Source organism: Frigoribacterium sp. VKM Ac-2836, from assembly GCF_013248995.1.
Lineage (GTDB): Bacteria > Actinomycetota > Actinomycetes > Actinomycetales > Microbacteriaceae > Frigoribacterium.
The window spans coordinates 562,095-587,891 of sequence record NZ_JABRPK010000001.1 but is presented as its reverse complement, the minus strand read 5'-3'; the positions used below and the strand labels follow the sequence as shown (position 1 = coordinate 587,891).

At 71.3% G+C, this 25,797-nt stretch carries 21 protein-coding genes; 3 read left to right on the top strand and 18 right to left on the bottom strand.

Translation table 11 applies throughout. From position 1 onward, the window contains the following. Positions 1–218: 218 nt before the first annotated feature. Positions 219–3,890, bottom strand: coding sequence for a chromosome segregation protein SMC (smc, locus tag HRF36_RS02740; RefSeq protein WP_173205839.1), 3,672 nt, complete (start codon positions 3,888–3,890; stop codon positions 219–221). Between the two features lie 242 nt (positions 3,891–4,132). On the opposite strand from smc, the gene HRF36_RS02735 reads away from it, so the two are divergent. Then, on the top strand, positions 4,133–4,687 hold the full coding sequence (locus tag HRF36_RS02735) for a hypothetical protein (protein ID WP_173205837.1): 555 nt from the start codon (positions 4,133–4,135) through the stop codon (positions 4,685–4,687). Between the two features lie 106 nt (positions 4,688–4,793). On the opposite strand, the gene HRF36_RS02730 is transcribed toward HRF36_RS02735, so the two are convergent. The 10 genes from HRF36_RS02730 to HRF36_RS02685 all read right to left on the bottom strand — a co-directional run bounded on the left by HRF36_RS02730 (position 4,794) and on the right by HRF36_RS02685 (position 16,698). After that, the gene (locus HRF36_RS02730; protein ID WP_173205835.1) at positions 4,794–5,792 is read right to left on the bottom strand and encodes an Fpg/Nei family DNA glycosylase; all 999 of its coding nucleotides are present in this window, start codon (positions 5,790–5,792) and stop codon (positions 4,794–4,796) included. A 2-nt stretch (positions 5,793–5,794) separates the two neighbouring features. Continuing rightward, a complete protein-coding gene (rnc, locus tag HRF36_RS02725; protein WP_173205832.1) occupies positions 5,795–6,550 on the bottom strand; it encodes a ribonuclease III in 756 nt (251 codons plus the stop codon). A 37-nt stretch (positions 6,551–6,587) separates the two neighbouring features. Beyond that, complete coding sequence (rpmF, locus tag HRF36_RS02720; protein WP_043593937.1) at positions 6,588–6,791, bottom strand: 50S ribosomal protein L32; 204 nt, start codon at positions 6,789–6,791, stop codon at positions 6,588–6,590. A gap of 71 nt (positions 6,792–6,862) precedes the next feature. Beyond that, the gene (locus HRF36_RS02715; RefSeq protein ID WP_371739976.1) at positions 6,863–7,414 is read right to left on the bottom strand and encodes a DUF177 domain-containing protein; all 552 of its coding nucleotides are present in this window, start codon (positions 7,412–7,414) and stop codon (positions 6,863–6,865) included. A gap of 47 nt (positions 7,415–7,461) precedes the next feature. Then, a complete protein-coding gene (locus HRF36_RS02710) occupies positions 7,462–9,771 on the bottom strand; it encodes a DUF3488 and transglutaminase-like domain-containing protein (protein ID WP_173205829.1) in 2,310 nt (769 codons plus the stop codon). After that, the gene (locus HRF36_RS15695; protein ID WP_173205826.1) at positions 9,764–11,047 is read right to left on the bottom strand and encodes a DUF58 domain-containing protein; all 1,284 of its coding nucleotides are present in this window, start codon (positions 11,045–11,047) and stop codon (positions 9,764–9,766) included. Before HRF36_RS15695 ends, HRF36_RS02710 begins: the two co-directional genes overlap by 8 nt. Before the next feature lie 47 nt (positions 11,048–11,094). Beyond that, a complete protein-coding gene (locus HRF36_RS02700; RefSeq protein ID WP_371739975.1) occupies positions 11,095–12,126 on the bottom strand; it encodes an AAA family ATPase in 1,032 nt (343 codons plus the stop codon). Between the two features lie 29 nt (positions 12,127–12,155). Continuing rightward, entirely contained in the window at positions 12,156–12,638 is a 483-nt protein-coding gene (coaD, locus tag HRF36_RS02695) for a pantetheine-phosphate adenylyltransferase (RefSeq protein ID WP_054145631.1), read from the bottom strand. An 81-nt stretch (positions 12,639–12,719) separates the two neighbouring features. Continuing rightward, positions 12,720–14,927, bottom strand: a complete 2,208-nt coding sequence (locus HRF36_RS02690) for an ATP-dependent DNA helicase RecG (protein ID WP_173205823.1) — start codon at positions 14,925–14,927, stop codon at positions 12,720–12,722. Between the two features lie 64 nt (positions 14,928–14,991). Next, positions 14,992–16,698 carry an acyl-CoA dehydrogenase family protein gene (locus tag HRF36_RS02685; RefSeq protein ID WP_173205820.1) on the bottom strand — a complete coding sequence of 569 codons (1,707 nt, stop codon included), beginning with the start codon at positions 16,696–16,698 and terminating at the stop codon, positions 14,992–14,994. A gap of 149 nt (positions 16,699–16,847) precedes the next feature. On the opposite strand from HRF36_RS02685, the gene rsmD reads away from it, so the two are divergent. After that, entirely contained in the window at positions 16,848–17,423 is a 576-nt protein-coding gene (rsmD, locus tag HRF36_RS02680) for a 16S rRNA (guanine(966)-N(2))-methyltransferase RsmD (protein WP_173205817.1), read from the top strand. Positions 17,424–17,453: 30 nt separating this feature from the next. On the opposite strand, the gene HRF36_RS02675 is transcribed toward rsmD, so the two are convergent. Then, positions 17,454–18,473 (bottom strand): thiamine-phosphate kinase, encoded by a 1,020-nt coding sequence (locus HRF36_RS02675; RefSeq protein ID WP_173205813.1) that lies wholly within the window; start codon positions 18,471–18,473, stop codon positions 17,454–17,456. 24 nt (positions 18,474–18,497) lie between these two features. On the opposite strand from HRF36_RS02675, the gene HRF36_RS02670 reads away from it, so the two are divergent. After that, a complete protein-coding gene (locus tag HRF36_RS02670; RefSeq protein WP_173205810.1) occupies positions 18,498–19,061 on the top strand; it encodes a DUF3515 family protein in 564 nt (187 codons plus the stop codon). Between the two features lie 62 nt (positions 19,062–19,123). On the opposite strand, the gene HRF36_RS02665 is transcribed toward HRF36_RS02670, so the two are convergent. From HRF36_RS02665 to leuC, 6 genes are all read right to left on the bottom strand, one after another. Next, on the bottom strand, positions 19,124–20,215 hold the full coding sequence (locus HRF36_RS02665; protein ID WP_371740047.1) for a D-alanine--D-alanine ligase family protein: 1,092 nt from the start codon (positions 20,213–20,215) through the stop codon (positions 19,124–19,126). Between the two features lie 156 nt (positions 20,216–20,371). Beyond that, entirely contained in the window at positions 20,372–21,355 is a 984-nt protein-coding gene (locus HRF36_RS02660; RefSeq protein WP_371740046.1) for an NAD(P)H-dependent glycerol-3-phosphate dehydrogenase, read from the bottom strand. A gap of 103 nt (positions 21,356–21,458) precedes the next feature. After that, on the bottom strand, positions 21,459–22,241 hold the full coding sequence (locus HRF36_RS02655; protein WP_371739974.1) for a lysophospholipid acyltransferase family protein: 783 nt from the start codon (positions 22,239–22,241) through the stop codon (positions 21,459–21,461). 7 nt (positions 22,242–22,248) lie between these two features. Beyond that, positions 22,249–23,616: a UDP-N-acetylglucosamine 1-carboxyvinyltransferase gene (gene murA, locus HRF36_RS02650; RefSeq protein ID WP_173205805.1), complete on the bottom strand. Its 1,368-nt coding sequence runs from the start codon at positions 23,614–23,616 to the stop codon at positions 22,249–22,251. Further along, positions 23,617–24,213, bottom strand: a complete 597-nt coding sequence (gene leuD / locus HRF36_RS02645; RefSeq protein ID WP_173205802.1) for a 3-isopropylmalate dehydratase small subunit — start codon at positions 24,211–24,213, stop codon at positions 23,617–23,619. Further along, the gene (leuC, locus tag HRF36_RS02640) at positions 24,213–25,703 is read right to left on the bottom strand and encodes a 3-isopropylmalate dehydratase large subunit (protein ID WP_371739973.1); all 1,491 of its coding nucleotides are present in this window, start codon (positions 25,701–25,703) and stop codon (positions 24,213–24,215) included. The genes leuD and leuC overlap by 1 nt, the downstream gene beginning before the upstream one ends. Positions 25,704–25,797: the final 94 nt, after the last annotated feature.

Here is a 25,797-nt window from a genome sequence, read left to right as displayed (position 1 = left end):
CGCCTCCTGCGTTTCTGCAGCAGGCGCGACCAGGCGGGCTCGCGCCGGGCCGAACCCGACTGATCCCAAGACTGAGGGCGGGCCGAACCCGACAGTTCCTGCGCGACGCGCCGCTCAGTTCTTCTCCGAGCAGGCAGTCGGAGTCCCTCTCGTCGCGAAATGCGCAGGGAGAAGGGGCAGGGGCTGAGCCGGGCGGACGAGAGCGGGCGGCCGACGGGTCAGGAGGGGGCGGGAGCGGCGCTGCCGCGCTCGGCCACGACACGCTGGCCGACGACGGCGCTGACGCCGTCCTGGCGCATCGAGACGCCGTAGAGGGCGTCGGCGATCTCCATCGTGCGCTTCTGGTGCGTGATGACGATGAGCTGGCTCGACTCGCGCAGGTCCTCGAAGATGGTCAACAACCGGCCGAGGTTGGCGTCGTCGAGGGCGGCCTCGACCTCGTCCATGATGTAGAACGGGCTCGGGCGGGCCTTGAAGATCGCGATGAGCAGCGCGACGGCGGCCAACGAGCGTTCACCGCCCGAGAGCAGCGAGAGCCGCTCGATCTTCTTGCCGGCCGGCCTCACCGTCACCTCGATCCCGGTCGCCAGCAGGTCGTCCGGATCGGTCAGGTGCAACGACCCGCTGCCGCCGGGGAACAGGACCGGGAAGACTCGGTCGAAGGCGGCCTGCGTGTCGGCGAACGCGCTGGCGAAGATGGTCTGCATCTTGTCGTCGATCTCGTCGATGATCGTCAGCAGGTCTTTCCGGGTGCCGGTCAGGTCGGTGAGCTGCTCGGTCAAGAAGAGGTGGCGCTGCTCGAGCGCGGCGAACTCCTCCAAGGCCAACGGATTGACCCGGCCGAGTCGTTCGAGTTTCTTCTCGGCGACGGCGAGGCGTCGTCGCTGGGCCGTCCGCTCGAACGGCACACCCCGAGGAGGCGCCGCCTCGGCCCGGACACCCGTCGCGTCGTCGCGGTCGTCCGCCTCAGCCGGGGACTCCCCCGCGGCGTCGACCTCGCCCGCGGCGTCGACGTCGACCAGGTCGACCTCGTCGTCGGCTGACCGAAGCGTCGCGACGTGGTCATCGCTCGGCACCGGCAGGTGCGGGCCGTACTCGGCCACGAGGACGTCCTCGACGAGACCGAGCTCGGAGCCGGCCCGGTCGAGCAGCCCCGACAGGTGCAGCTTCTTCTCGTAGATCTCCATCTCGAGGCCGTGCACGCTCTCGGTCACGGCACCGAGCCGATCCCGCAGCTCGCGCTCCTCCCGGCGCAGCGCCTGCAGCTCGGCGTTCTGTTCGGCCCGGGCGGCCTCGGCCTCGGCCAGCGCCTTCCGCGCCTCGGCCACCGACCGCGCGACCGCGTCGAGTGTCTCGGGCAGGGCCTCGAGGACCGACGACGTGGCAGCCGTCTGCCGCTGCCGCAGGACCGTCTGACGGGCCTGGAGCTCGGCGGCCGCGCGCTGCTCGTCGAGCTGGCGTTGCAGCGCCTCGGCCCGCGCGAACTCGGCCCGGACCCGTTCGCGCACGGTCTCGAGGGCGATCCGACGCTCGGTCTCGACGGCCCGAGCCGCCTCGACCTCGGCCAGGAGGTCGCCCCGCGCCGACGCGTCGAGCAACGGACGAGGGCGGGCGGCGTGCTCGTCGTGTGCGGCCGAGGCGGCGTCGACGGCGCGGCTCGCGGTGTCGACGGCCTCGACGGACACGTCGAGCGCGGCCGAGAGCCGGTCGACCTCGGCCTCGGCGGCCTCGACCCGCGCACGCAGACGGCCGAGCTCCTGCCCGTGGGCGGTGACCCGCGCCTCCTCGTCCCGGGCTGCCGCCGCCGCCTCTTTCGCACGGGTGCGCGTCGCCGCGAGCCGCTCACGGACGGCGGCGAGCTCGGGGGCGAGCCGCTCGATCTCGGTGGCGACCCCCGTCAGGCGATCGGCCGCCGCGTCCCGCTCGGCGACGAGTTCGAGACGCGACCGCTCGGCGCCCGACCCGCCGCGCAGCACGTAGTCCGTCAGCACCTCGCCGGTCCGGGTGATGACCGTGACCGGCACGGGGTGGCCGGCGAGGGCGCGCCAGGCCGCACGCGCGATCGAGAGGTCGTCGGCGACGACGGTGGCGGCCAGCAGGCCGAGCACCCCGGGAGGCGCGGTGACGACGGTCGTGGCGGCGACCGCGCCGGGTGGGAGGTCGACGTCGAGCGTCGTCAGGGGCCGCACGGGCTCGGCGACGACGATCTCGACCCGGCCGAGCTCGGCCTCGGCGGCGTGAGCGACGGCCTCGACCGCGGCCTCGACGTCGTCGGCCAGCACGGAGTCGACCACGCTTCCGAGTGCGGCGGCGATGGCGGCTTCGTAGCCGGCACGTACCTGGACGTGCTCGGCGACCAGGCCGCGGACGCCCGGCCGGCCGGCGGCGAGCAGGGCGGTCGTCGCGTCGTTCCGGTCGAGGGCGAGCGAGAGCGCGCTGCGTCGGGCCGCGAGGGCGTCGCGCTCGCGTTCGGCGGCGTGCAGGCGCTCGCGAAGCTCGTCGACGCTCGACGTCAGGGCCGTCAGCCGTTCTTCCGCCTCGGCCTGGACGGCCGCGTGGTCGGGGCCGTCCGAGTCGCCCCGCGGGGACCGCTGCTCGAGCTCGGCGTACTCGGCGCGTCCCGCGTCGCGTCGCGCCTGGGCGGCCTCGAGGGCGGCGCGCTGACGCAGCTGTTCGCCGCGCACGGCGGCGAGCCCCGATCTCGCCGTCTCGAGGGCACCAAGCAACCGGGTCGCGTCGAGGTCGTGCTGAGAGACGAGGGCGCTCTGCGCCTGGATCTCGACGTCGAGAGCGTCGAGCGATGCGCGGACCGTGGCCAACTCGGCCCCCGCTGCTCCTACCGCCGCCTCGGCCTGCGAGACGTCACCGCGCAGGCGATCGGCCTCGTCGCGGGCGTCGGCGACCATGCCCGAGCTGACGGTGGTCACCGCGGCCGGCTGATCCGCCTGTTGGGCGAGCAGCTGGAGGCGTTGCTGCGCCAGGCTCGACAGGCTACGGAGGCGATCGTGGACCGACTCGAGTGCGAAGGCGACGCGGCGCGCCTCGTCGACCGAGTCGCCGACCATGGCCTGCTCGAGCCCGTGCTCGCGGTGCTTGTTCCGCTCGAGTCGTTCTTGCAGGACGAGGCGCTCACTCTTGCGCTCGGACTCCGTGCTCGACTGGGCCGACAGCGACTCGCGCAGGGTGACGACCTCGTCGGCCAGCAGGCGGGCACGGGCGTCGCGGACCACGGCGGCGATGGTCTGCGCCTCGCGGGCGATCTCGGCTTGACGTCCGAGCGGCTTGAGCTGGCGACGGATCTCGCCGGCCAGGTCGCTGAGCCGCGTGAGGTTCGTCTGCATGGCGTCGAGCTTGCGCAGCGTCTTCTCTTTGCGGCGACGGTGCTTCAGGATTCCGGCGGCCTCCTCGACGAAACCACGACGGTCTTCGGGGGTCGCGTGCAGCACGGCGTCGAGCTGCCCCTGCCCCACGATGACGTGCATCTCGCGGCCGAGGCCGGAGTCACTGAGCAGCTCTTGCACGTCGAGCAGACGACAGCCCTCGCCGTTGATGGCGTACTCGCTGACCCCGTTGCGGAACAGGGTGCGGCTGATCGTCACCTCGGTGTAGTCGATCGGCAACGCGCCGTCGGAGTTGTCGATGGTGAGGACGACCTGCGCCCGCCCGAGCGGCCCGCGGGTCGAAGTGCCCGCGAAGATGACGTCCTCCATCTTGCCGCCACGCAGGTTCTTCGCCCCCTGCTCGCCCATCACCCAGGCGAGGGCGTCGACGACGTTGCTCTTGCCCGAACCGTTGGGGCCGACGACGCAGGTGACCCCCGGCTCGAACGCGAACGTGGTCGCGGAGGCGAACGACTTGAAGCCCTTGAGCGTGAGGCTCTTCAGGTACATGCGCCGCGCCTCCTCGGGGCTCGTGGCGGGTGGTGGACGGGGCGGACCGGGACGGGGCGGCAGGTCGTCACCCGTCCCCCAGGATATGGGTGGAGGCCCCCCGCCCGGGGAGGCGGGGCGGGCGAGCGGAGGCGGACCGGACACGGCACCGGAGGGCAGGGATCGTCACGTTTGACATCTCTACTTTGGCATCTAACATTTCTCTGAGTGATGACAGTCATCGCAGATCACAGGAGAACCCCTTGAACACGAATCGAATCCTCAAGCGCCTCGGTGCGATCAGCTTGGCCACGGCCACGATCCTGACCGGGCTCTGCGTCGGCACGGCGGCGGCCCAGGCGGACGAGCCCGATGGCAACCGTGCCACCGTGGACTTCGTCGGCATCACGACCGTGGTCCCGGGTCGCCCCGCGATCATCTCGGTCGGCACGCCCCGGTCGGGCAAGCAGGTGACGTACAACCAGTACGACATCTCGAACCCCCTGGAGGCGGGCAGCGACGCCGACGAGTGGAGCTTCCCGGTGATCGGCGCCTCGGGGCAGGTACGCGCGACGGGTTCGGCCGAGGGGCTGTGCCTCACGGCCTCGGGTGTCGCCAAGAACTCGCGTCTCCTGGCCAAGCCCTGCTCGACCCGCGGCGCGAAGAACCAGAACTTCAGGTGGGCCTACGTGGGTGGCGGTCTGAGCCTGTCGCCCGCCTCGGCTCCCACGACGTTCGTCGCGACCTCACCACGGCAGGCGCTCGTCCTGGGCTCCCGCGCCAACGCTGTGCGCCTTCAGCCGATCTACGGCGAGTAAGCGCCCACCACTCCGTCGCGGCGACGGTGTCCCGTGCCCTGCGGCTCGACGGGACGCTCGGCCGTACGGTGGGTGGCCCGGAGTCGCCGCGGTCAGCGGGTGCGGATCACCGTGTGCGCACCCGCTGGCACCGGGGGCAGAAGTGGCTCGAGCGGTTCATGAAGGCCTCACGCACGATCGGGGTGCCGCACCGCGGACAGGGGCGACCCTGCTGCCCGTAGGCGTTCAGACTGTGGCTGAAGTAGCCCGACTGGCCGTTGACGTTGACGTACTGGGCGTCGAAGCTCGTGCCGCCCTCGCCGAGGGCCTTGAGCAGCACCAGCCGCACCTCGGCCAGCAGCACGCGCGCGCGGGCCCTCGAGAGCGACTCGGTGGGCTGCTCGGGGTGCACCCGCGCGGCCCAGAGGCTCTCGTCGGCGTAGATGTTGCCGACCCCGCTGAGCAACCCCTGGTCGAGCAGGGCCCGCTTGACGCCGGTGCGGCGCGCCAACAGGCGGGCGATGACCCCGGGCTCGTGGAAGGCCGGGTCGAGCGGGTCCCGGGCGATGTGCGAGACCTGCTGCGGGATCCGTCGTACCCAGGCGGCGGGGTCGGCATCGGTGCCGGCGCCGGCGCCGGTGTCGGTGTCGGCTTCGGCTTCGGCTTCGGCACCCAGGAGGCGCGAGCCGGCGAATCCCGCCGCCCGCCCGTCCAGCGTGGGCACCGTCTCGTCGAGGGCCATCGAACCGAAGATGCGCTGGTCGACGAAGGCGAGCCGCACGGGACCGAGCGAGGGGCTGTCGACATCGAGTCGGATGCGCATCAGGCGATCGGGCTCGGCATCTCGGCTGCGGAGCAGCACTTGCCCGCTCATGCCGAGATGCGCCACCAGAGCCAGGGGCTGCCTGTGCGCGGCCGCCGGCTCGAAGGGGAACCAGAGGAACTTGCCCCGGCGGACGGCCGAGTCGATGGTGCCGCCGACGAGCCGGTCGACGAAGTCGTCGCTCGGCCCCCGGTGCCGCTTGAGCGACCGCTGGTCGAGCACGTCGACCCCGGTCACCACGGCCCCCGCCACGACGGGGTGCAGACCGGCGCGGACGACCTCGACCTCGGGCAGTTCGGGCACGGTCAGCCGGCGGAGGCGGCCGTGGCGCGACGAGCGGCTGCCACTCCGGCGGCCGACGCGTTCAGGGTCGTCCAGGCCTCGAGCGCGGCGGCCATCTCGGCCTGCTTCTTGCTGCTGCCCGACCCCTCGGCCACACCGTGCTCGTCACCCAGGGCGACGACCGCGTGGAACCGCTTGTCGTGGTCCGGGCCGCTGTCGGTCACCGAATACGACGGCATGCCCCGGCCGAGGGTCGCCGAGAGCTCTTGCAGGCTGGTCTTGGGATCCATGGCGGCGCCGAAGCGATCGGGGTCGACGAGCAGCGGGGCGACGAGGCGCAGCACGAGTGCCGTCGCGACCTCGCCACCGGCCTCGAGGTAGGTGGCCCCGATGATGGCCTCGACGGTATCGGCGAGGATGGAATGCTTGTCGCGCCCACCGGTCAGCTCTTCGCCGCGACCGAGACGCAGGTGCGGCCCTAGCCCGATGATGCGCGCGACCTCGGCCAACGCGACGGTGCTGACGAGGCTCGCCCGGCGCTTGGCGAGGTCGCCCTCGTCGAGGTCGGGGTTCTCGGTGAAGAGCATGACCGTGACGGCCTGGCCGAGGATCGAGTCGCCGAGGAACTCCAGGCGCTCGTTGTTGCCGACACCGCCGTGCTCGTACGAGTACGACCGGTGCGTGAGCGCCTGATCGATCAGGTCGTCGCTGAGGTCGATCTGCAACCGGGACAAGAGAACAGCCCGGTCGGCACCAGGGCTCGACTCGGGCTGACTCATGCGCTCACCGCGAGGGTGGACGGGTTCACGTCGGTGATCAGACGTCGGCGACCTTGCGGCCCTTGTACTCCATGTACAGGGCGGTGCCGGCGCTGTCTTCGACGACCTTGGCACGGTGCGGGAGGCTGTAGGTGACCTTGCCGTTCTCGATCGTCTTGACGAGCTGGACCGGCGTGGCCTTCCACTGCGAACGACGAGCGTGCGTGTTGGAGCGTGACTGCTTGCGCTTCGGGACGGCCATGGGTTTCTCTTCTCTCTGTCGGCGCCCTCACGGGTGCCTGGGTCTGACGATGGTGGGTGACGCGGTGGTGTTCAGTGCTGCTCGTCGGCTGGGCCCTGGTCGATGCGACCGGTTCCCTGTGACGTGCCGTCGGCGGGCGCCGATTCAGCCTGGAACCCTGCCAGGGCCGACCAGCGGGGGTCGACGTTTTCGCGGGGCTGGTAGTCGGGGATGTCGTCCACACGCTCGCCCGTTTCGGGGTCGAGGCCCGGACAATCCGGCCGACAGACCGGCTGGAAGGGCAGTGACAGAACCACTGCGTCTCTGACCACGGGTTCAAGATCCACGTGATCGTCTTGAACCTGATAGTCAAAAGCTTCGTCGACATCGTACGCGAAAAGCTCGGCGAAATCGACTTCGACGGGCTCGGAGATGTCGCGGAGGCACCGGCTGCACTCACCGACCGCCGTGCCCGACACGTGGGCGGACACCAGGATGCCGTCGTGCAGTCCCTCGAGCTTGACGTCGAGTTCGAGCTCGGCACCTTGCGGAACCGAGATCTGGCCCTCGCCGAGCTTCTCGGGGACGACGACCTCGAGCTCGTGCTCGCGCATCTCGCCCGGACGGTGCACGAGGTCGAACACCGGCACGGTGTAAGGGGTCTTGGTGAAATGAGGCACGAGCAGGGAGTTTACGCCGTCGAGCCGGACGCCGCCTCCGTGCCCCCGACGAGCGACCGCGGGGCGAGCGTCGCGGTCACCCGCTGCCCGAGCGACGAGGAGGCGCGGAGTCCGTCGATCACGCAGCGGGCGTCGGCCTGCACCCGCGGGGCCGCCGGCGCGGCACCGAAGCGCTCGGCCTGCAGAGCGTCCAGCAGCGCGGAGGTCGCGACCCGCGCCTCCTGAGACCTCGACGTCCGACCGGAGGTCGTCGGCGGTGGCGGGGTTCCGCCTCGGCCGCCCTCACCCATGCGTCGTGCCAGGAGCTCGGCCACGGCCGGCGGGGTCATCCCGGCCGTCACGGGGACGCCGAGGTCACGGGCCGTGTCGACGACCTCGCGCCAGGCGTGCAGGGCGAGGTCGGGCGGAGGCGCCGAGAGCCGACGGCGACGACGACCGGCGCGCATGCCGGAGGGGACGACCAAGCAGGCGAGCAGCAGGGCCGCCAGCACCGAGAGGACGATCGACGGGAGGGCTCCCCCGCCCCCGCCCGATCCGCTGGCGGCGGACGTCGCCGTCGCGTCCGTGCTCGGGGCCGCGCTCGTCGGGGCGGTGGACGCCGAAGGGGCCGCGCTGGCGTCGGGGGCGGTGCCGGCGTCGTCGGAGGGGACGTCGCTCGGCTCGACACCGGTCTGCTGCAGGTACTGCTGCGGGGCGCCGAGCCCGACGGTCGGCTCGAACGGGACCCATCCGAGGCCGGCGAAGTACAGCTCGGGCCAGGTGTGCAGGTCGTCGCTGCTGACCCGGAAGGCCGCGTCGTCACCGACGCCCTGCAGGTCGCCCGGCAGGAAGCCCACGGCGACACGGGACGGGATGCCGAGAGTTCGGGCCATGACCGCCATCGCCGACGCGAAGTGCACGCAATAACCACTGCGGACCTGCAAGAACGTCTCGATCGCGTCGAGCCCGCTGCCGTCGTAGCCACGGTCGACCGGGGTGTCCTCGGAGTAGGTGAAATCGCCGTCGCGGAAGAAGTCCTGCAGGTCGACGGCCGCGTCGAACGGATTGGCCGAACCGGCGGTCACCTCGGCGGCGAGGTCGGTGACGGTCTGCGGCACCTCGTCGACCGAGAGGTAGGGCGCCATGTCGGGCCCCGTGTCGTCGAGCGACGCGACGACCTGCTCGGGGCTCGGGTCCACGGGTCGGCTCGTCACCTCGTACTCCAGACCCTGCGTGCCCTCGGAGTCGCTGCGGACGGTGACGCCGCTCTCGTCGACGAACCGCCACCGGCCGTCGAGGCCCTCGATGGTCGTCGGCGGCACCGGGACGGGCAGGTACGGGCTGCGGAGCGCCCCGATCGTGACGTCGGTCGTGACGTCACGGCGCGCGGTGCCGGGATCGATGCCCGGCGCGTCCGGGAGGGCGTCCAGCGTGTTGAGGGGGTCGAGCGACACGTCGGCAGGACTCCAGGTGCGGCCGGAGAAGTCGACGAGGTCGACGAGCTTCAGGTACTGCCCTTCGGCGTCGTCGGTCCGATACGAGAGGACCGTCACCGGGGCTCCCCTCCGCAGGTCGTCGCCCAGGTCGATGATCGGGTTCACGCCGGTCGCGAGACCCGTGCCGGTGCCCGAGCCGGTCAACGGCGCCACGCCCGAGAGGGGCACGACGGCCGTGAGCAACCCGGCCACGGCGACCGAGGCGGCGGCCCCGACGAGGCCCGCACGCGAGGGACGCCGACCGGTGGAGACCATCAGCAGCACGAGGTAGGCCAGCACGGTCGCCACCACCCAGGGCCAGCTCGTCTCCACACCCGGGACGAAGGTCGGCACGGCCAGCACGAGGGCCGGGAAGACCCCGGTCACGACGGTCAACTGGCCGACGGACGACAGCAGGTCGGTGACGACCGCGACGATCAACACCGAGAGGGCCACCGTGACCAGCAACCCGTCGTTGACCTCGACGGGGGCCGATCCGTCGACGATCGCCGCGTTCGCCTGCGCCGAGAGCTCGGGGAGGCGCGCGAAGGTCGCCCCGGTCGGCACGACGCCGAGCAGAGCCGTCCCTCCCGACGCGAACGCCGTCGTCACGAGCGAACCGAGGACGGCCCCACCGACGACGCCCAACCAGGAAGCGCCTCCCAGGGTCCGGATCGCGAGGGACCCACCCAGCACGACCGCGGCCACGACGGCACCCGCGATCCACCAGCCGAACCCGACGAAGACGGGGTGCAGGCTGGCCAGCGAGAGGACGAGCACGAGCCAGAGCAGTGCCGAGACCTGCGCACGGGCCCTGCCCTCGGGCTCGGCCCCGAAGAAGCCCACGCGGGTCGACGAGTCAGTCATCGAGGACCCCCGTGGTCACGATCAGACGACCGACGTCGACGCTCGAGTCGGTCTCGACGACCCGCCAGCCGGAGTCGCGGAGGGAGTCGGCGACCTCGTCCGGTGCCAGCACGCCCTCACCCGCTCGGATGGCACCGTCGACCGGGCGCGCGGGTCGGGACGTCAGGCCGGTGCCGAGGGGCAGGGCCGGTGTGACGACGACCGCGACCGCCGACGACCCGGGAGCCCTGGAGGCGACGAGCAAGTCGAGGTCGGCTCGCCCCAGACCCGAGACGACCGCCACGACGGGCTCGCGGGGCGACGGCGAGGGGGCCGACCCGCCGAGGGCGTCGTCGAGCCGGAGATCGGCGAGGTCGTCGAGGAACGCCGTGGTCGAGTCGGGGTCGTGCCGGGCGACGAGAGCCCCGCCGGGAGTGGCCAGCACGGTCGCCGACCCCGCGTGGCCGACCTCGACCGCGATCGTCGCGGCGAACGAGACCGCCCACTCGAAGGCGTCGCTGACGAGGGGGATCGCCGCGGTCCCCGCCTTCGCCCGGACGCCGGTGGTCGGCTGCCGAGTCGGGCGGACGTCCGACCAACCATCGGCCGCGACGGCGATCACGACCCGGGCGCTGGGCAGCCCGTGCTGTTCTTCTTGCCGGACCATGAGCTCGCCGTGACGCGCGGTGGCCTTCCAGTGCACCCGACGCATCGGGTCACCTCGGCGGTACTCGCGGGTGACCGGGTCGTCCTCGCCACCGGCGAGGCTGTGCTCGCGTTGCCGCCTCGACCCGTCGCCGAGGGCCCGCGACTCGCGCCCGAGGCCCACCTCGACGACCTCGGGCACGACCACGAACTCGGCCACGCCCTCGGCCACGACGCGTCGCCGCGCGACGCCGTACGACTCGACGAGATCGACGTGCAGGGGTCCTATGCGATGCCGACCGCGCGGCAGGTCGTGATGGCGGAAGACGGCCGAGGAGGCACGGCCCGGCACCAGCAGGACGGCGGCGGACTCGGAGTCGGACAGACGCCCGAACGGCAACTGCTCGCGGACCCGGACGGCACCGGAGGTCCGGCCCCCACGGGGGAGGATCGAGACCCTCTCGACGGCGGACCACCCGGCGACGCCCCGGTCGGGCGAGAAGCGACGCGTGACGCGCACGTCGGCGGTGCGGAAGAGGAGCGAGATGGTGACGGCACCGATCAGGACGACGAGGGTGGCGCCGGCGAAGACCAGGGCCGGGGCCTGCAGCAACCAGCCCACGAGCACGACGAGCACGCCGGCGGTGAGCACGCCGACACCCCGGCCGGTCGGTCTGGGGACCCCACCGCGCTTCACGGTCAGCGCGCGTCGGTCGCGTCGCCGAGCGGCACGGGAGTCTGTGCGACGACCTCGGCGACGAGGTCGTAGGCCGCCGAGACGGCGCCCGCCCCGGCTCGACCGGCGAGGATCACCCGGTGACCGAGGACGGGACCGCTGAGGGCGTCGACGTCGTCCGGCACCACGTAGCCACGACCGTTGAGCGCGGCCCAGGACTTGGCCGCCCTCATGAGCTGCAGGGTCGCCCGGGGGCTGGCACCGAGTCTCACGTCGGGGTGGACCCGGGTCGCCTGCACGATGCGGACCGCGTACTCTTCGACCGCCTGCGCCGTGTACACCGTCCGCACGGCGGCGATCATGCGAGTGAGCTCGTCGAGGGAGACGAGCGGACGCAGGGTGTCGAGCGGGCTGACGCGCTCGCGCTGCTGCAGCATGCGCAGTTCGCTCAGCGCGTCGGGGTAGCCGAGCGAGATGCGGGCCATGAACCGGTCACGCTGCGCCTCGGGCAGGTTGTACGTGCCCTCCATCTCGACCGGGTTCTGCGTGGCCACCACGAGGAAGGGCGAGGGCAAGGGATGGGTGATGCCGTCGACCGTCACCTGGCGCTCTTCGAGGCTCTCGAGCAGGGCCGACTGCGTCTTCGGCGAGGCGCGGTTGATCTCGTCACCGATGACGACGTTCGCGAAGACCGGGCCCGGCTTGAACTCGAACCCACCGCTCTGCCGGTCGTAGACCGAGACGCCCGTGATGTCGCTCGGCAACAGGTCGGGGGTGAACTGGATGCGGGTGACGGTCGCGTCGACGGCCTTGGCGAGGGCCCGGGCGAGCTGCGTCTTGCCCACGCCCGGGACGTCCTCGATGAGGAGGTGCCCCTCGGCCAGGAGGACGGTGAGCGCCGTCGAGATGGCACCGTCCTTGCCGTCGATCACGGTGGCGACGGCCTCGAGGATGCCCCTCGCGCGCTGCTGGACCTCGTCGAGCGACATCGTGGGCGAGGAACCGGCCGCGTGGACGGCGGCGGGCTCGACGGTCGGGTCGTTGGTCGTGGTCATCGCGGCGTCCTCGTGGGGTGGGATCGGGGTCAGGTGGTGCTGAGGTAGGCGGCGACGGCCTCGGGCACGTAGGGCGACACGTCGCCGCCGAGTGAGGCCACCTGCCGGACGAGCGAGCTCGACACGTGCGCATGGGCCGGATCGGGCAGCAGGAACACGGTCTCGACGCCGGCGAGGCTGCGGTTCATGATCGCCATGGGGGTCTCGTAGGCGACGTCCACCTGCGACCGGATGCCCTTGACGAGCACACTCGCCCCGACCTCGGTGCAGTAGTCGACGAGCAGCCCGACGCTCCAGCTGTGGACCGTGACGGTCTCGGGCAGCCCCGCGGCCCGCAGCGACTCGGTGAGCAACGAGACCCGCTGCGCCAGAGGCAGCAGTGCGCTCTTCTCCGGATTGTGCACCACGAGCACGTGGACCTCGTCGAAGATGTTGGCGGCCCGGGCGATCACGTCGACGTGACCGAGGGTCACGGGGTCGAACGAACCCGGGACGACGGCGATCCTGCTCATCCGGTCACTGTATCCCGCCGACCCCGGACGGACACCCAGGACGGCGGACGGTTCGAGGACACGTCACGCACCACGGCGCGCTCAGTTCTTGCCCATGGCCTCACGGCCCCGGTCGTCGAGTCGACGGGCGATGGCCGCAGCGAGGGCGGGGTGATCGTCGAGACGTGGATCGGCCTCGAGCAGCTCGGCGGCGTGCTCGCGAGCCAGACCGATGAGGTCGCCGTCGCGAGCCACCCGCAGCAGACGCAGGGACGAACGGCCGCCCGACTGCAGGTTGCCGAGCACGTCGCCCTCGCGGCGCAGGTCGAGGTCGACCTGCGCCAGCTCGAAGCCGTCGAGGGTCGCCGCGACGGCGTCGACCCGCTCTCGGGCCACCGTGTCGGCCGCCGCGTGCGTGACCAACAGGCAGAGCCCCGGGTGGCCGCCTCGGCCGACCCGGCCGCGCAACTGGTGCAGCTGCGAGACGCCGAAGCGGTCGGCGTCGAGCACGACCATGGTCGAGGCGTTCGGGACGTCGACCCCGACCTCGATGACCGTCGTCGCGACGAGTACGTCGATGTCACCGGCCGCGAAGCGGCGCATGACGTCGTCCTTCTCGTCGGAGGACATCCGGCCGTGCAAGGCCTCGATGCGCAGGCCGTCGAGCACGGGGATCGTCGGCACGCGCGCCATCACGCCCTCGACACTCGCCCGCTCGGGTGCGGGAGAGTCGGAGTCGCCCTCCCCCGGGTCGTCGCCGGGGGCCGGGTCGGAGCCGGGTGGATCGCCCGGTTCGGCCGTGACCGCGTCGATCGCGGGGCAGACGACGAACACCTGTCGCCCCTTCGCCACCTCTTCGGCCGAGCGTTGCCAGATGCGTCCGCCCCAGGTCGGGTGGTCGGCGAGGGGCACGACGAACGACTCGATCGGTTGACGGCCCTTCGGCAGCTCGGCGATGGTCGAGACGTCGAGGTCGCCGAACACCGTCATCGCCACCGTGCGCGGGATCGGCGTCGCCGTGAGGACGAGCACGTGCGGCGGCGTCGCGCCCTTCTTGCGCAGGGCCTCGCGCTGGTCGACGCCGAAGCGGTGCTGCTCGTCGACGACCACCAGACCGAGGTCGAAGAACTCGACGGTCTCGCTGATCAGGGCATGGGTGCCGACGACGATCTGCGCCTGGCCGCTGACGATCGAGAGCAGTGCCTTCTTGCGCTGCGCGACCGTCATCTGACCGGTGAGCAGGGTCGGCCGGAGGCGGGCCGCCAGATCGGGCCCGAGCGTGGCCGTGATGGACCGCAGATGTTGAGCGGCGAGGACCTCGGTCGGGGCGAGCAGGGCCGACTGGCCGCCGCTCTCGGCCACCGCGAGCATGGCCCGGAGGGCCACGAGCGTCTTGCCCGAGCCGACCTCACCCTGCACCAGGCGGTTCATCGGCACGTCGGCCTCGAGGTCGCGGGTGATCTCGTCACCGACGAGACGTTGGTCGCCCGTGCGCTCGAAGGGCAGGGCGGCGTCGAACGCGGCGAGCAGACCGGCGGCCGCGGCACGACGGGGAGTCGCCGCCGACCGACGAACGAGAGCCCTCTGCTGCAGCAGGGCGCTCTGCAGCACGAAGGCCTCGTCGAACCGGAGCGTGTCACGCGCCGTGAGGTGGTCGCGGTCGGTCTCGGGACGGTGGATGCGCTCGTACGCCTCGGACACTGGCATCAGGTCGAGTTCGGACCGGACCGACGCGGGCACCGCGTCCCCGATCGGCGGCAGGCCGTCGAGCAGCACCTCGACCGACTTCTGCACCTGCCAGGACGCCACGGAGGCGCTGGCCGGGTAGATCGGGATCGGTTGCTTCGCCCACTTCTGGGCCTGCTGGTCGCCGACCCCGGCGACGGCCTCGTGCGAGGCGTCGAAGAGTTCGTAGTCGGGGTGCGCGAGCTGACGCAGGCCCCGGTAGTCGCCGACCTTGCCGGCGAAGATGCCGCGTGCACCGGGCACCAGGTCTTTCGCCCGCCAGGCCTGGTTGAAGAAGGTGAGCGTGAGGATGCCCTGACCGTCGCCGATGCGCACCTCGAGGATGGACCCCCGCCGGGCGCGCATGGTGCGTTCTCGCACGTCGAGCACCTGGGCGACGATCGTGACGGACTCGCCGAGCGGCAGTTGGTCGAGTGCCGTCAGCTCGCCCCGCCGAGCGTAGCGTCGCGGGAAGTGCGTCAGCAGGTCGCCGACCGTGCGCAGGCCGAAGGCCTTCTGCAGGGCGCTGGCCGTGCGGCCGCCGAGGGCCCCGGCCAGCGACGCGTCGAGAGGTGAGTCGGGCACGGACACCACGCTAGCGCCCGCCCCCGACAGAGCCCCCTTCCGGCCGCCCCGGGATCGGACCCGGTCAGAGCGAGAAGGTGTACCGGCCGGAGGCGCGGGTCGCCTTCGCGAGATCGGCCACGTGCCCGTCGTCGTTCACCTCGAGCGCCCTCAGCTGTCGCCCCACCGCGCGGGCGGACTGCTTGCAGAAGCCGACGGCCAGGTGACGCTCCGCGTCGGAGTCGGGCCGCGCCTCCTGCAGGGCCGCCGTGGCGCGGGACAGGACGGCGGTCTGCGCGTAGATGCCGCTCGCCGCGTCGGCGAGGCGCTTCTGGACGAGCTGCTTCTCTTGCACCTTCTTGCCGTACGTACGGAGGGCGCCCTCGGTGCGCTCGCGCAACCGGGAGACCTGGTCGCCGAGTGCCGCGGCCTGCTTCGCGAGCGCCGGGTGAACCCCGACCGGTCGATCGGGACGGACGCGACGCTGCACGCGCCCCGCGACGTACGGTGCCAACACCCCCAGGGCCCGACCCGGGTCACCGAGGCGCAGCGAGGCCACGTCGGGCAGTTCTTCGCTCAGGGTCTTGAGGCCGTTCAGGGCGACGAACGCCCGCAGGACGTCGTTGGCTCCTTCGAAGATCGGGAAGATGCGGAAGTCACGCAGCGCCTTCGACAGCGGATGGCCCTCCATGTAGGCCTCGCCGCCGTGCAGTTGCACGGCCCGGTTCAGGGCGTACCACCCGGTGTCGCTCGCCGCGACCTTGGTCAGGGCGGACTCCAGTGCGAAGTCGGTGTCACCGCGGTCGACGAGCCCCGTGGTCAGGTACGACATCGACTCGACCCCGTAGATCTGCTGCGTCATCCAGGCGAGCTTGTCACCCACCATCTCGAAGTCGGCCAACGGCCTGCCGAACTGGTGCCGCGCCTCCGTGTGCTCGAGGCTCAGCTCGAGGAACCGCTTCATGCCGCCGGCGATGGCCGTCCCCATCGACATGCGTCCGTTGTTGAGCGTGTTGACCGCGATGCGGAAGCCGTCGCCGGGTTCGCCGAGGAGGTTCTCCGCGGGCACCCGGACGTCGTTGAAGTGGACGCGCTGGAGGTGGTTGGCCTTCAGGCCGTGGGTCTCGAAGCGCGGCCCGGTGCTCAGCCCCTCCATGCCCTTCTCGACGATCAACGCGACGTGCCCGAGGTCGCTCTGCGCGAAGACCGTCAGGACGTCCTTGTCGCCGTTCCCGATCCACCGCTTCTCGCCGTTGAGCAGCCAACTGCCGTCGCTCTGTCTCTCGGCCCGGGTCTCGAGCGCGTAGGCGTCGCTGCCCACGTTCGGTTCGGTGAGCACGAAGGCGGCGAGCTTCCGCCCGCTCGCCAGGTCGGGCAGCCACCGGGCCTTCTGGTCGTCGGTGCCGTAGAGGTGCAGCGGCTTGGTGCCGATCGACTGGTGGACCCCCATGACGGTGGCCAGGGTGCCGTCGACCCGTCCGAACTCCTCGTAGACCCGGCAGTAGGCGCTCTGGCCGAGCCCCAGGCCGCCGTACTCCTCGGAGACGAAGAGCCCCATGAGGCCCCGCTCGCCGAGCTCACGGATCGTGTCGTCACCGATCCACCCGTCGCGTTCGGCCTTCAGGGGGTCGTATCCGGCCAGCACCTCGCGGGCGGACGCGGAGACCGTCTCGACCCGGGCCTTCTCGGCAACGGTCATCCCCGGGTACGGGAGGACGAGCTCGGAGGCGATGCGCCCCGCGAACAGCGACTTGGTGAACGAGGGCCTCACAGTACGATCAACGCTGGTCATGGCATCCGATGCTGTCGACCGACGCGGTCGTCGACAATTCGGTTGTGCAGGTCCGACGACCGGGCGCGGCCGTCGACGGCGATGCGTTGTCGAGTTGCTCGAACCGGAGGGCGCCTGACCACCCGGGACGACCTGGCATGGTTGACCCCATGTCCCGCATCATCTCCGGCTTCGCCGACAACCTCTCGCTCGTCGTCCCCAAGGTCGGCACCCGGCCCACGAGCGACCGGGTGCGCGAGGCGTTGTTCTCGTCACTCGACGCACGCGACGAGATCCGGGGCAGGCGTGTGCTCGATCTCTACGCCGGCACGGGCGGACTCGGGCTCGAGGCCGCGTCGCGGGGGGCCGCCTCGGTCGTGCTCGTCGAGAAGGCGCCGGCCGCGGCGAAGGTGCTGCGCCGCAACGTCGAATCGGTGCTGGCCCGGGCACCCCGGCCGCCGCAGGGCACTCCCCCGCGGGTCGACGTGGTCGGTCAGCCCGTGCGGTCGTACCTCGAAGGAGGCTCGGCGCTCGTCGACCTGGTCTTCTTCGACCCGCCCTACGAGCTGTCCGCCGCCGAGCTCACCGCCGACCTCGTCGCGCTGCTGCCCTCGCTCGACGAGCAGGCCCTCGTCGTCGTCGAGCGCGCCTCGCGAGACGGCGAGCCGGGCTGGCCGGACGGTCTCACCCTCGACGTGAAGAAGCAGTACGGCGACACGACGGTCTGGTTCGCTCTGCGCGACTGAGCCGGACCACAGGAGGCGCGGGTCGGGTTCTCAGCCCTGCGCCCCCGACCACAGGCGGTACGGGTCCCACCCGCCGGCCTCGCCGAGGTCGGAACCGTCGACGGTGACGCGGGGCGCGCCTCCTGCCGGGTCGCGGACCGTCCCGACGACGCGAAAGGCGCTGGGCACCGAGACGTCGGGCGGGAACGTGGCGAAGAGCGTGTGGTCCTCGCCTCCCCCGAGGGCGAGCCGCGGGTCGTCACCCAGTTCCGCGCCCGACAGGTCGATCACGACCCCACTGGCGCGTGCCACGCGACCGGCGTCGAGGGCGAGCCCGTCCGAGAGGTCCAGCATCGCGGTCGCACCGGCACGCGCTGCCGAGCGACCTGCGGCCACGGGCGGGGTGGGCGCGAGGTGCCAGCCCACGTCCGGGTCTCGATCACGGAGGGCACGGGCGGCTGCGGCATCGGGCACCCCCTCGTGGTCGACCCCGAGGCGGAACAGCAGGTCGAGTCCGCGCGCGGACCGACCGAGCGCCCCCGAGACCGCCACGACGTCACCGGGTCGAGCGCCGTCCCGTCGCACCGGGGCCCGGCCTTCGAGATCGCCGAACGCCGTCACCGCGACGGTGAAGGTCGGCGAGACCGAGAGGTCGCCGCCGACGACACCCGTGCCCGGGGCCATGGCGGCGCACCCCTCGCGCAGGCCGTCCGCGAAGTCCTCGAGGTCGGTCACCGGTGTGTCGCCGGGCACGGCGAGGGCCACGACGAGGGCTGTGGGCCGCGCACCCATCGCCGCCACGTCCGACAGGTTCGACGCCGCGGCCTTCCACCCCAGGTCGTGGGGCGTCGACCAGGCACGACGGAAGTCGGGCCCGTGGACCATGAGGTCGGTCGTCACGACGAACCGTGCGTCGGGGGCGGCGACCACGGCGGCGTCGTCGCCCGGCCCGAGCAGCGTGTCGTCGCCCCGGGGCAGACGCGGCAGGATGCGGGCGAGGGTTGCGAGCTCACCGACGCCCTCGACGGTGTCGGCGTCGTCCGGGCGGGGTTCCGTGGAGCGTCGTTCCATGTGCTGAACGGTAGCCTGGATGCGATGTCGAACCCGTCCTCGCGCCTCGCCGCGCGCCTCCGTCCCCGCCTTCGCGCCTCGGCCCTCGTGCTCGTCGGGGCCGGCCTCGCGACGACGCTCGTCGGCTGCGCGCAGGCCGTCCCGATGCAGCCCGCCGCGGGGGCGAACGACCCGGCCTGCGCCCAGGTCACCGTCCACCTGCCCGAGGTGGTCGACGACGGGCAGGACCGCCGCGAGACCGATGCCCAGGCGACCGGCGCCTGGGGTTCGCCGACGAGCGTGTTGCTGCACTGCGGCGTCGAGACGCCCGCGGTGTCCGACCTGCCCTGCTACGACATCCAGGGCGTCGACTGGCTGGTCGACCAGGACCCGGACGACGCCGAGACCTCGATCCTCACCACGTACGGTCGGGACCCCGGCGTCCAGGTGATCGTCGACACCACCAAGGCGAACGGCGGCAACGTGCTGCGCGACCTGGCCGACGCGGTCGGCTATCTGCCGAACGACGGCAAGAAGTGCGTCGGCGCGGGCGATCTGCCCGGCTCGGCCGGGTCGGCCGACGAGCCCTCCGCCACCCCGACCTCCTAGCGCTGCCGGGGCCTGGCGCTCGCTTCTTGCACACCACCGGCCCGGTCACCGGGCAGGGACGCTCAGCGCTCGGTCTCGAGGCCGAGCGCGATCAGCTCGTCGATCAGCTCGGGGTAACTGAGGCCGCTCGCGAGCCAGCAGGCAGGGAACATCGAGATGGGCGTGAAGCCGGGCATGGTGTTGACCTCGTTGATGACCCAGCCGCCGTCGGTCAAGAAGAAGTCGACGCGGGCGAGGCCCGTGCCGTCGATGGCCTCGAAGGCCAGGGCGGCGAGCCGCTGCATCTCGGCCAGCTCGTCGGGCGCGAGGTCGGCGGGGCAGACCAGGTCGGCCCCGGGGGCACCGAGGTACTTCGACTCGAAGTCGTAGAAGGCATCGCTCGCCAGGACGATCTCGCCCGCGACCGAGGTACGCGGCGACGCCCCGTCCCGCCCACCGAGTACGGCGCATTCGATCTCGCGGCCGAGGACCGCGGACTCGACGAGCACCTTGTGGTCCTCGACGAACGCCTTGGCCATGGCCGCGCCCAACTCGGTGGGTGAATCGACACGCGACACCCCGACGCTGGACCCGGCTCGGGCGGGCTTCACGAACAGGGGGTAACCGAGCGCCTCGACGTCGCCGGCAACCCGCTCGGGCTCGGCGTCCCAGTCGCGACGACGGACGGTGCGCCACGGGGCGACGGCCAGGCCGGCGGCCTGCAGCACGGTCTTGGTGAAGTGCTTGTCCATTCCGAGCGACGACGCGAGCACGCCCGCCCCGACGTAGGGCAGGCCGGTCAGCTCGAGCAGGCCCTGCACCGTGCCGTCCTCGCCGAACGGGCCGTGGAGGATCGGGAACACCACGTCGACCTCGCCCAGCAGACGGGTCGAGCCGTCGGAGTCGGTGACGGTCAACTCACGGGTGGTGGACGACTCCGGCCAATGGATGCGCGTGCCGTTGTCCTCGACGGTCGGCAACGTCTCGGCGTCGAGCGCGAACCGCTTCGCGTCGTCAGGCTGCAGGGTGAACGCGCCGTCCACCGTGATGCCCACGGGGACCACGTCGTAGCGGGTGCGGTCGATCGCCGAGAGGACTCCCCCGGCCGTGGCGCAGCTGATGGAGTGCTCACTGGAACGACCGCCGAAGAGGACGACCACGACCGTCCTGGCCACCTCGGGAGACGAAGCGTCGACCGAGTCGAGGCGGGTGGTCGCTGTGGGCTCGGTGCTCGCCATGAGGGGCCTTTCGTCGGTGTCACGGCCCGCAAGGCCGACCCGCGGTTCGCGGGCTCTGGTCGTCGCACACCCCCGGCGTGCACGACCTCGCGGTCACTCGCCCTGCGGTTCGTCCGTCTCGGTGAGATGCGGGGCGATGTTGCGCGGGTCGAGTGTACCGGCGAGCACCTCGGCCACCTGCTGGACGATGGGCATGTCGACACCGCGCGACCGGGCGAGTTCGAGGATCGGCGCGACCGACGCCAGCCCTTCGGCGGTCTGGTTCATCTGCCGCACGACGTCGCCGAAGGCGTAGCCCTGCCCGAGCAAGCGGCCGGCGGTGTTGTTGCGTGACAACGGCGACTCGCAGGTGGCGATGAGGTCACCGAGCCCCGCGAGTCCGGCGAGGGTCTCGGCCTTCGCCCCGAACGACACCGCGAACGCCGTCATCTCGGCCAGCCCGCGGGTGATGATCGACGCCTTGGTGTTCTCGCCGTAACCGACACCGTCGACGATGCCGATCGCGACGGCGATGAGATTCTTGAGCACACCGCCGAACTCGGTACCGATCACGTCGGTGTTCACGAACGAGCGGAAGTACGGGTTCGTGGCGGTGGTCGCCACCAGGGTGGCCGTGTCGAGGCTGTGCGACGACACGACGGCGGCCGTGGGCTGGCGCTTCGCGATCTCGAGTGCGAGGTTGGGCCCCGAGGCGACGGCGATCAGGTCGCGGTCGACACCGAGCTCGGCCTCGATGACCTCGCTCATGCGCAATCCGGTGGCCTTCTCGACGCCCTTCATCAGGCTCACGACCGGAACCCCGGACGGCACCATGCCGCGGATCGCCGTCAGGTTGTCACGCAACGTCTGGCTGGGCACCGACAGGTAGACCTGCTCGGCCCCCGCCAATGCCTGCTCGACCGACGGGGTGGCGACCAGCGTGCGGGGCAGGTTGATGCCGGGCAGGTAGTCGCTGTTGCGCTTGCTCTCGGTGATCTCTCGGGCGACCTCGGGGCGACGGGCCCAGAGGGTGACGTCGGCGCCGCCCTCGGCGAGGACCTTGGCGAAGGTGGTGCCCCAGCTGCCCGAGCCCAGCACGGCGACCCGGCGCGGGATCGAATCGCGCAGGACGATCGAGATCGCCTCGGTCGTGACCGCCCCTTCTCCGAGTGCCTCGATGGCGCCTTCGCGTGACTCGGAGCTACTCAAAACGACCTGTCTCTTTCTGGTGGTTCTTGGCAGGGTTCCACCGTTCGACGGGGGCCTTCTCGCCGCGGAGCCGTTCGACGAGCTCGGTGACGGCCTCCATCACCAGCGCGGTGGCGGCCGTGACGGACGCCTGGTCGAGGGGCCGGCCGCGGTAGGCCGAGAGGTCGACCGGATCACCGACCACGACGGTGATGCGCTTGCGAGGAAAGGCCCGCAGACGGCTCGAATAGCGTCCCATGAGGTGCTGGCTGCCCCAGTGCGCCATGGGGATGACCGGGACCCCGGCGGCGAGGGCGAGACGGACCGCACCGCTCTTGCCCTTCATCGGCCAGAGGTCGGGGTCGCGGGTCAGCGTGCCCTCGGGATACACGATCACACCACCCCCGCTGGCGACGAGCGTGCGACCGGCTGCCAGAGGATCGTTGTCGTGCGTGCGGCCGGCCCGTTCGACGGGGATGTGGCCCATGGCGTGCATCAGCCGACCGAACACCGGCACACGGAACAACGACGCCTTGGCGAGGAAGCGCGGCACGCGCCCGAGGGCCCACATCACGCGGCCGACGACGACCGGGTCGATGTTCGTGTAATGGTTCGGCGTGAGGACGAACGCGCCCTCGGCCGGCAACTTGTGCCCGTCGAGGATGTCGATGGACGCCATCAGGTCGAAGAGCGGCGCGGCGGGCGTCGCGAGGAGGCGGAAGATCGCGCCTTTCTCCTTGCGACGCCGGCTCGCCGGGACCGGGACGACGGGAGCGTCGGGGTCGGCTGTCGACACCGGTCGATCAGCCCTTGAAGTCGAAGTCGGCGCCCAGCTTGCGCAGCTTCGCGATGAAGTGCTCGTAGCCGCGGCTGATGATGCCGACGTTGCTGATCTTCGATTCGCCCTCGGCGGTCAGAGCGGCGATGAGGTGGCTGAACCCGCCCCTCAGGTCGGGCACGCGGATGTCGGCACCGTGCAGGGCCGTCGGTCCGTTGATGACGGCGGCCTGCTCGAACTCACGTCGGGCGACACGGCGGTCGTGGTCGGGCAGACCGTCCTTGTGGACGGTGATGTCGGCACCCATGTCGTTGAGGGCCTCGGTGAACTGGAAGCGGTTCTCGTAGACCGTCTCGTGGACGACCGAGGTGCCCTGGGCCTGGGTGAGGGCGACGATGAGCGGCTGCTGCCAGTCCGTCATGAACCCGGGGTGGACGTCGGTCTCGACGACGACGGGCTTGAGCTCACCACCCGGGTGGAAGAAGCGGATGCCGTCCTCGTGGACGTCGAAGTCGCCGCCGACCTTGCGGAAGACGTTGAGGAACGTCATGAGGTCTTTCTGGTCGGCGCCCTCGACGAAGATGTCGCCCTTGGTCGCGAGTGCGGCCGAGGCCCAGCTCGCGGCCTCGTTGCGGTCGTTGATCGCTCGGTGCGTGTAGCCGCGCAGTTTGTCGACGCCCTCGATGAAGATGACGCGGTTGGGCTCGACCGAGACGACGGCGCCCATCTTCTGGAGGATGGCGATGAGGTCCATGATCTCGGGCTCGATCGCGGCGTTGCGCAGTTCGGTGACGCCCTTGGCGAGCACCGCGGTCAGCAGCACCTGCTCGGTGGCACCGACGCTCGGGTAGGGCAGCTCGATGTTGGCACCGGTCAGACCGTTGGGTGCGGTGAGGTGGATGCCGTTGTACGACTTGTCGACGACGGCGCCGAAGGCACGCAGGGCGTCGAGGTGGAAGTCGATCGGCCGGTCACCGATGCGGCAACCGCCGAGGTCGGGGATGAACGCCTCGCCCAGACGGTGCAGCAACGGGCCGCAGAAGAGGATGGGGATGCGGCTCGAGCCGGCATGGGCGTCGATCTCGGCGAAGTGCGCCGACTCGACGTTCGACGGGTCGAGGATCATCTCGCCACGAGCCGGGTCGGTGATGCGCACACCGTGCACCGAGAGAAGACCGCGGACGACGTTGACGTCGCTGATGTCGGGGACGTCCTTCAGGATGCTGGGCGTGTCACCCAACAGGGCCGCGACCATGGCCTTGGTGGCCAGGTTCTTGGCACCACGCACCTCGATGCGACCGATCAGCGGCTTGCCGCCTCGGATGACGATCTCATCGGAGGTCAGTCCCACACGGGCGCCTGCTGCTGCTGCGTCTTGGACGAGAGAGTTCACTTACTTCACCGGCAATGTCTTCGGGCGCCAGGTGGCGCGGCGGGATTCGAATTCTGTGATGGCCGCTTCGTCGCGGAGGGTCAGGCCGATGTCGTCGAGGCCTTCGAGGAGACGCCACTTAGTGTAGGCATCGACTTCGAATCCGACGGTGAGGCTGCCGATCGTGGCGGTCTGCGCCTCGAGGTCGACCGTGATCTCGATGCCCGGCCGACGGTCGATCTCGGCCCAGATGCTCTCGACGTCCGCTTCGTCGACGGCCGCGGCGAGCAGTCCCTGCTTGCCCGAGTTGCCCCGGAAGATGTCGCCGAAGCGCGAGCTGATGATGACGTCGAAGCCGAAGTCGCGCAGCGCCCAGACGGCGTGCTCGCGGCTCGAGCCGGTGCCGAAGTCCGGGCCGGCGACGAGGACGCGGGCGCCCTGGAACTCGGGCCGGTTGAGCACGAACTGGGGGTCGTTGCGCCAACCGAAGAAGAGGGCGTCCTCGAAGCCGGTCTTGGTGACCCGCTTGAGGAATTGCGCGGGGATGATCTGGTCGGTGTCGACGTTCGATCGCTGGAGCGGCGCGGCGACCCCGGTGACGGTCGTGAACTTCTGCATCAGAGGGCCCCTGCCCGGTCGGTGCCGTCGGCGAGGACGGGCTCGTCGGTCATCCGGACGTCGGCGGATGCCGCCGCGGCATCGTCGGCCTGGAGATCCCACGGAGAGGACAGCGTGCCGCGCACGGCGGTCGCCGCGGCGACGAGCGGCGAGACGAGATGCGTCCGTCCGCCCTTGCCCTGGCGGCCCTCGAAGTTGCGGTTCGAGGTCGACGCGCAGCGTTCGCCCGGAGCGAGCTGGTCGGGGTTCATGCCCAGGCACATCGAGCATCCGGCGAAACGCCACTCGGCACCGAAGTCGGTGAACACCTCGTCGAGCCCCTCGGCCTCGGCCTCGAGTCGCACGCGGGCCGAGCCCGGCACGACCATGACGCGCACACCCTCGGCCTTGGTGCGGCCACGGATGATGGACGCGAATGCCCGGAGGTCTTCGATGCGGCTGTTGGTGCACGAGCCCATGAAGACGGCATCCACGGGGATGGCCTTCATCGGAGTACCGGCCTCGAGCGCCATGTACTCGAGCGCGCGAGTCGCCGCGGCTTTCTCGTTGGGGTCGACCACGGCCTCGGGGTCGGGCACGGAGTCGCTGAGCGACACGCCCTGGCCCGGGTTCGTGCCCCAGGTGACGAAGGGCTCGAGAACATCGGCGTCGAGGAAGATCTCGGCGTCGAACACGGCGTCGTCGTCGGTCGGCAGAGTGTCCCAGTAGGCGACGGCGTCGTCCCAGTCCGTCCCGGTCGGAGCGTGCGGCCGGCCCTGGAGGTAGTCGTACGTGGTCTGGTCGGGCGCCACCATGCCCGCCCGGGCACCGGCTTCGATCGACATGTTGCAGATCGTCATGCGCCCCTCCATCGACAGGGCCCGGATGGCGCTGCCCCGGTACTCGAGCACGTAGCCCTGGCCGCCGCCGGTACCGATCTGCGCGATGACGGCGAGGATGATGTCCTTCGCCGTGACGCCGGGGCGCAGCGTGCCCTCGACCGTGACCGCCATGGTCTTGAACGGCTTGAGCGGCAGCGTCTGCGTGGCCATGACGTGCTCGACCTCGCTCGTGCCGATGCCGAACGCCATGGCCCCGAAGGCCCCGTGGGTCGAGGTGTGGGAGTCGCCGCAGACGACGGTGATGCCCGGCATGGTCAGGCCGAGTTGCGGGCCGACGACGTGCACGATGCCCTGCTCGGCGTCGCCCAGCGGGTGCAGACGCACGCCGAACTCGGCCGTGTTGCGGCGGAGGGTCTCGATCTGGGTGCGACTGGTGAGGTCGGCGATCGGCTTGTCGATCGCCAGGGTCGGCGTGTTGTGGTCCTCGGTGGCGATCGTCAGGTCGGTGCGGCGGAGGGGCCGGTCGGCCTGGCGCAGTCCGTCGAACGCTTGGGGGCTGGTGACCTCGTGCACGAGGTGGAGGTCGATGTAGAGAAGGTCGGGGGCGCCGTCTTCGCCCTTGACGACGACGTGGTCGTCCCACACTTTCTCGGCCAGCGTCCTACCCACGGGCACGCCCCTTCTCCTGTATCGACGGCAAGATGATCCGTGGAGTCTACGCCAGTGTTTCCGGCACGTTTCTCGACGCTCGCGGGGTGAACGC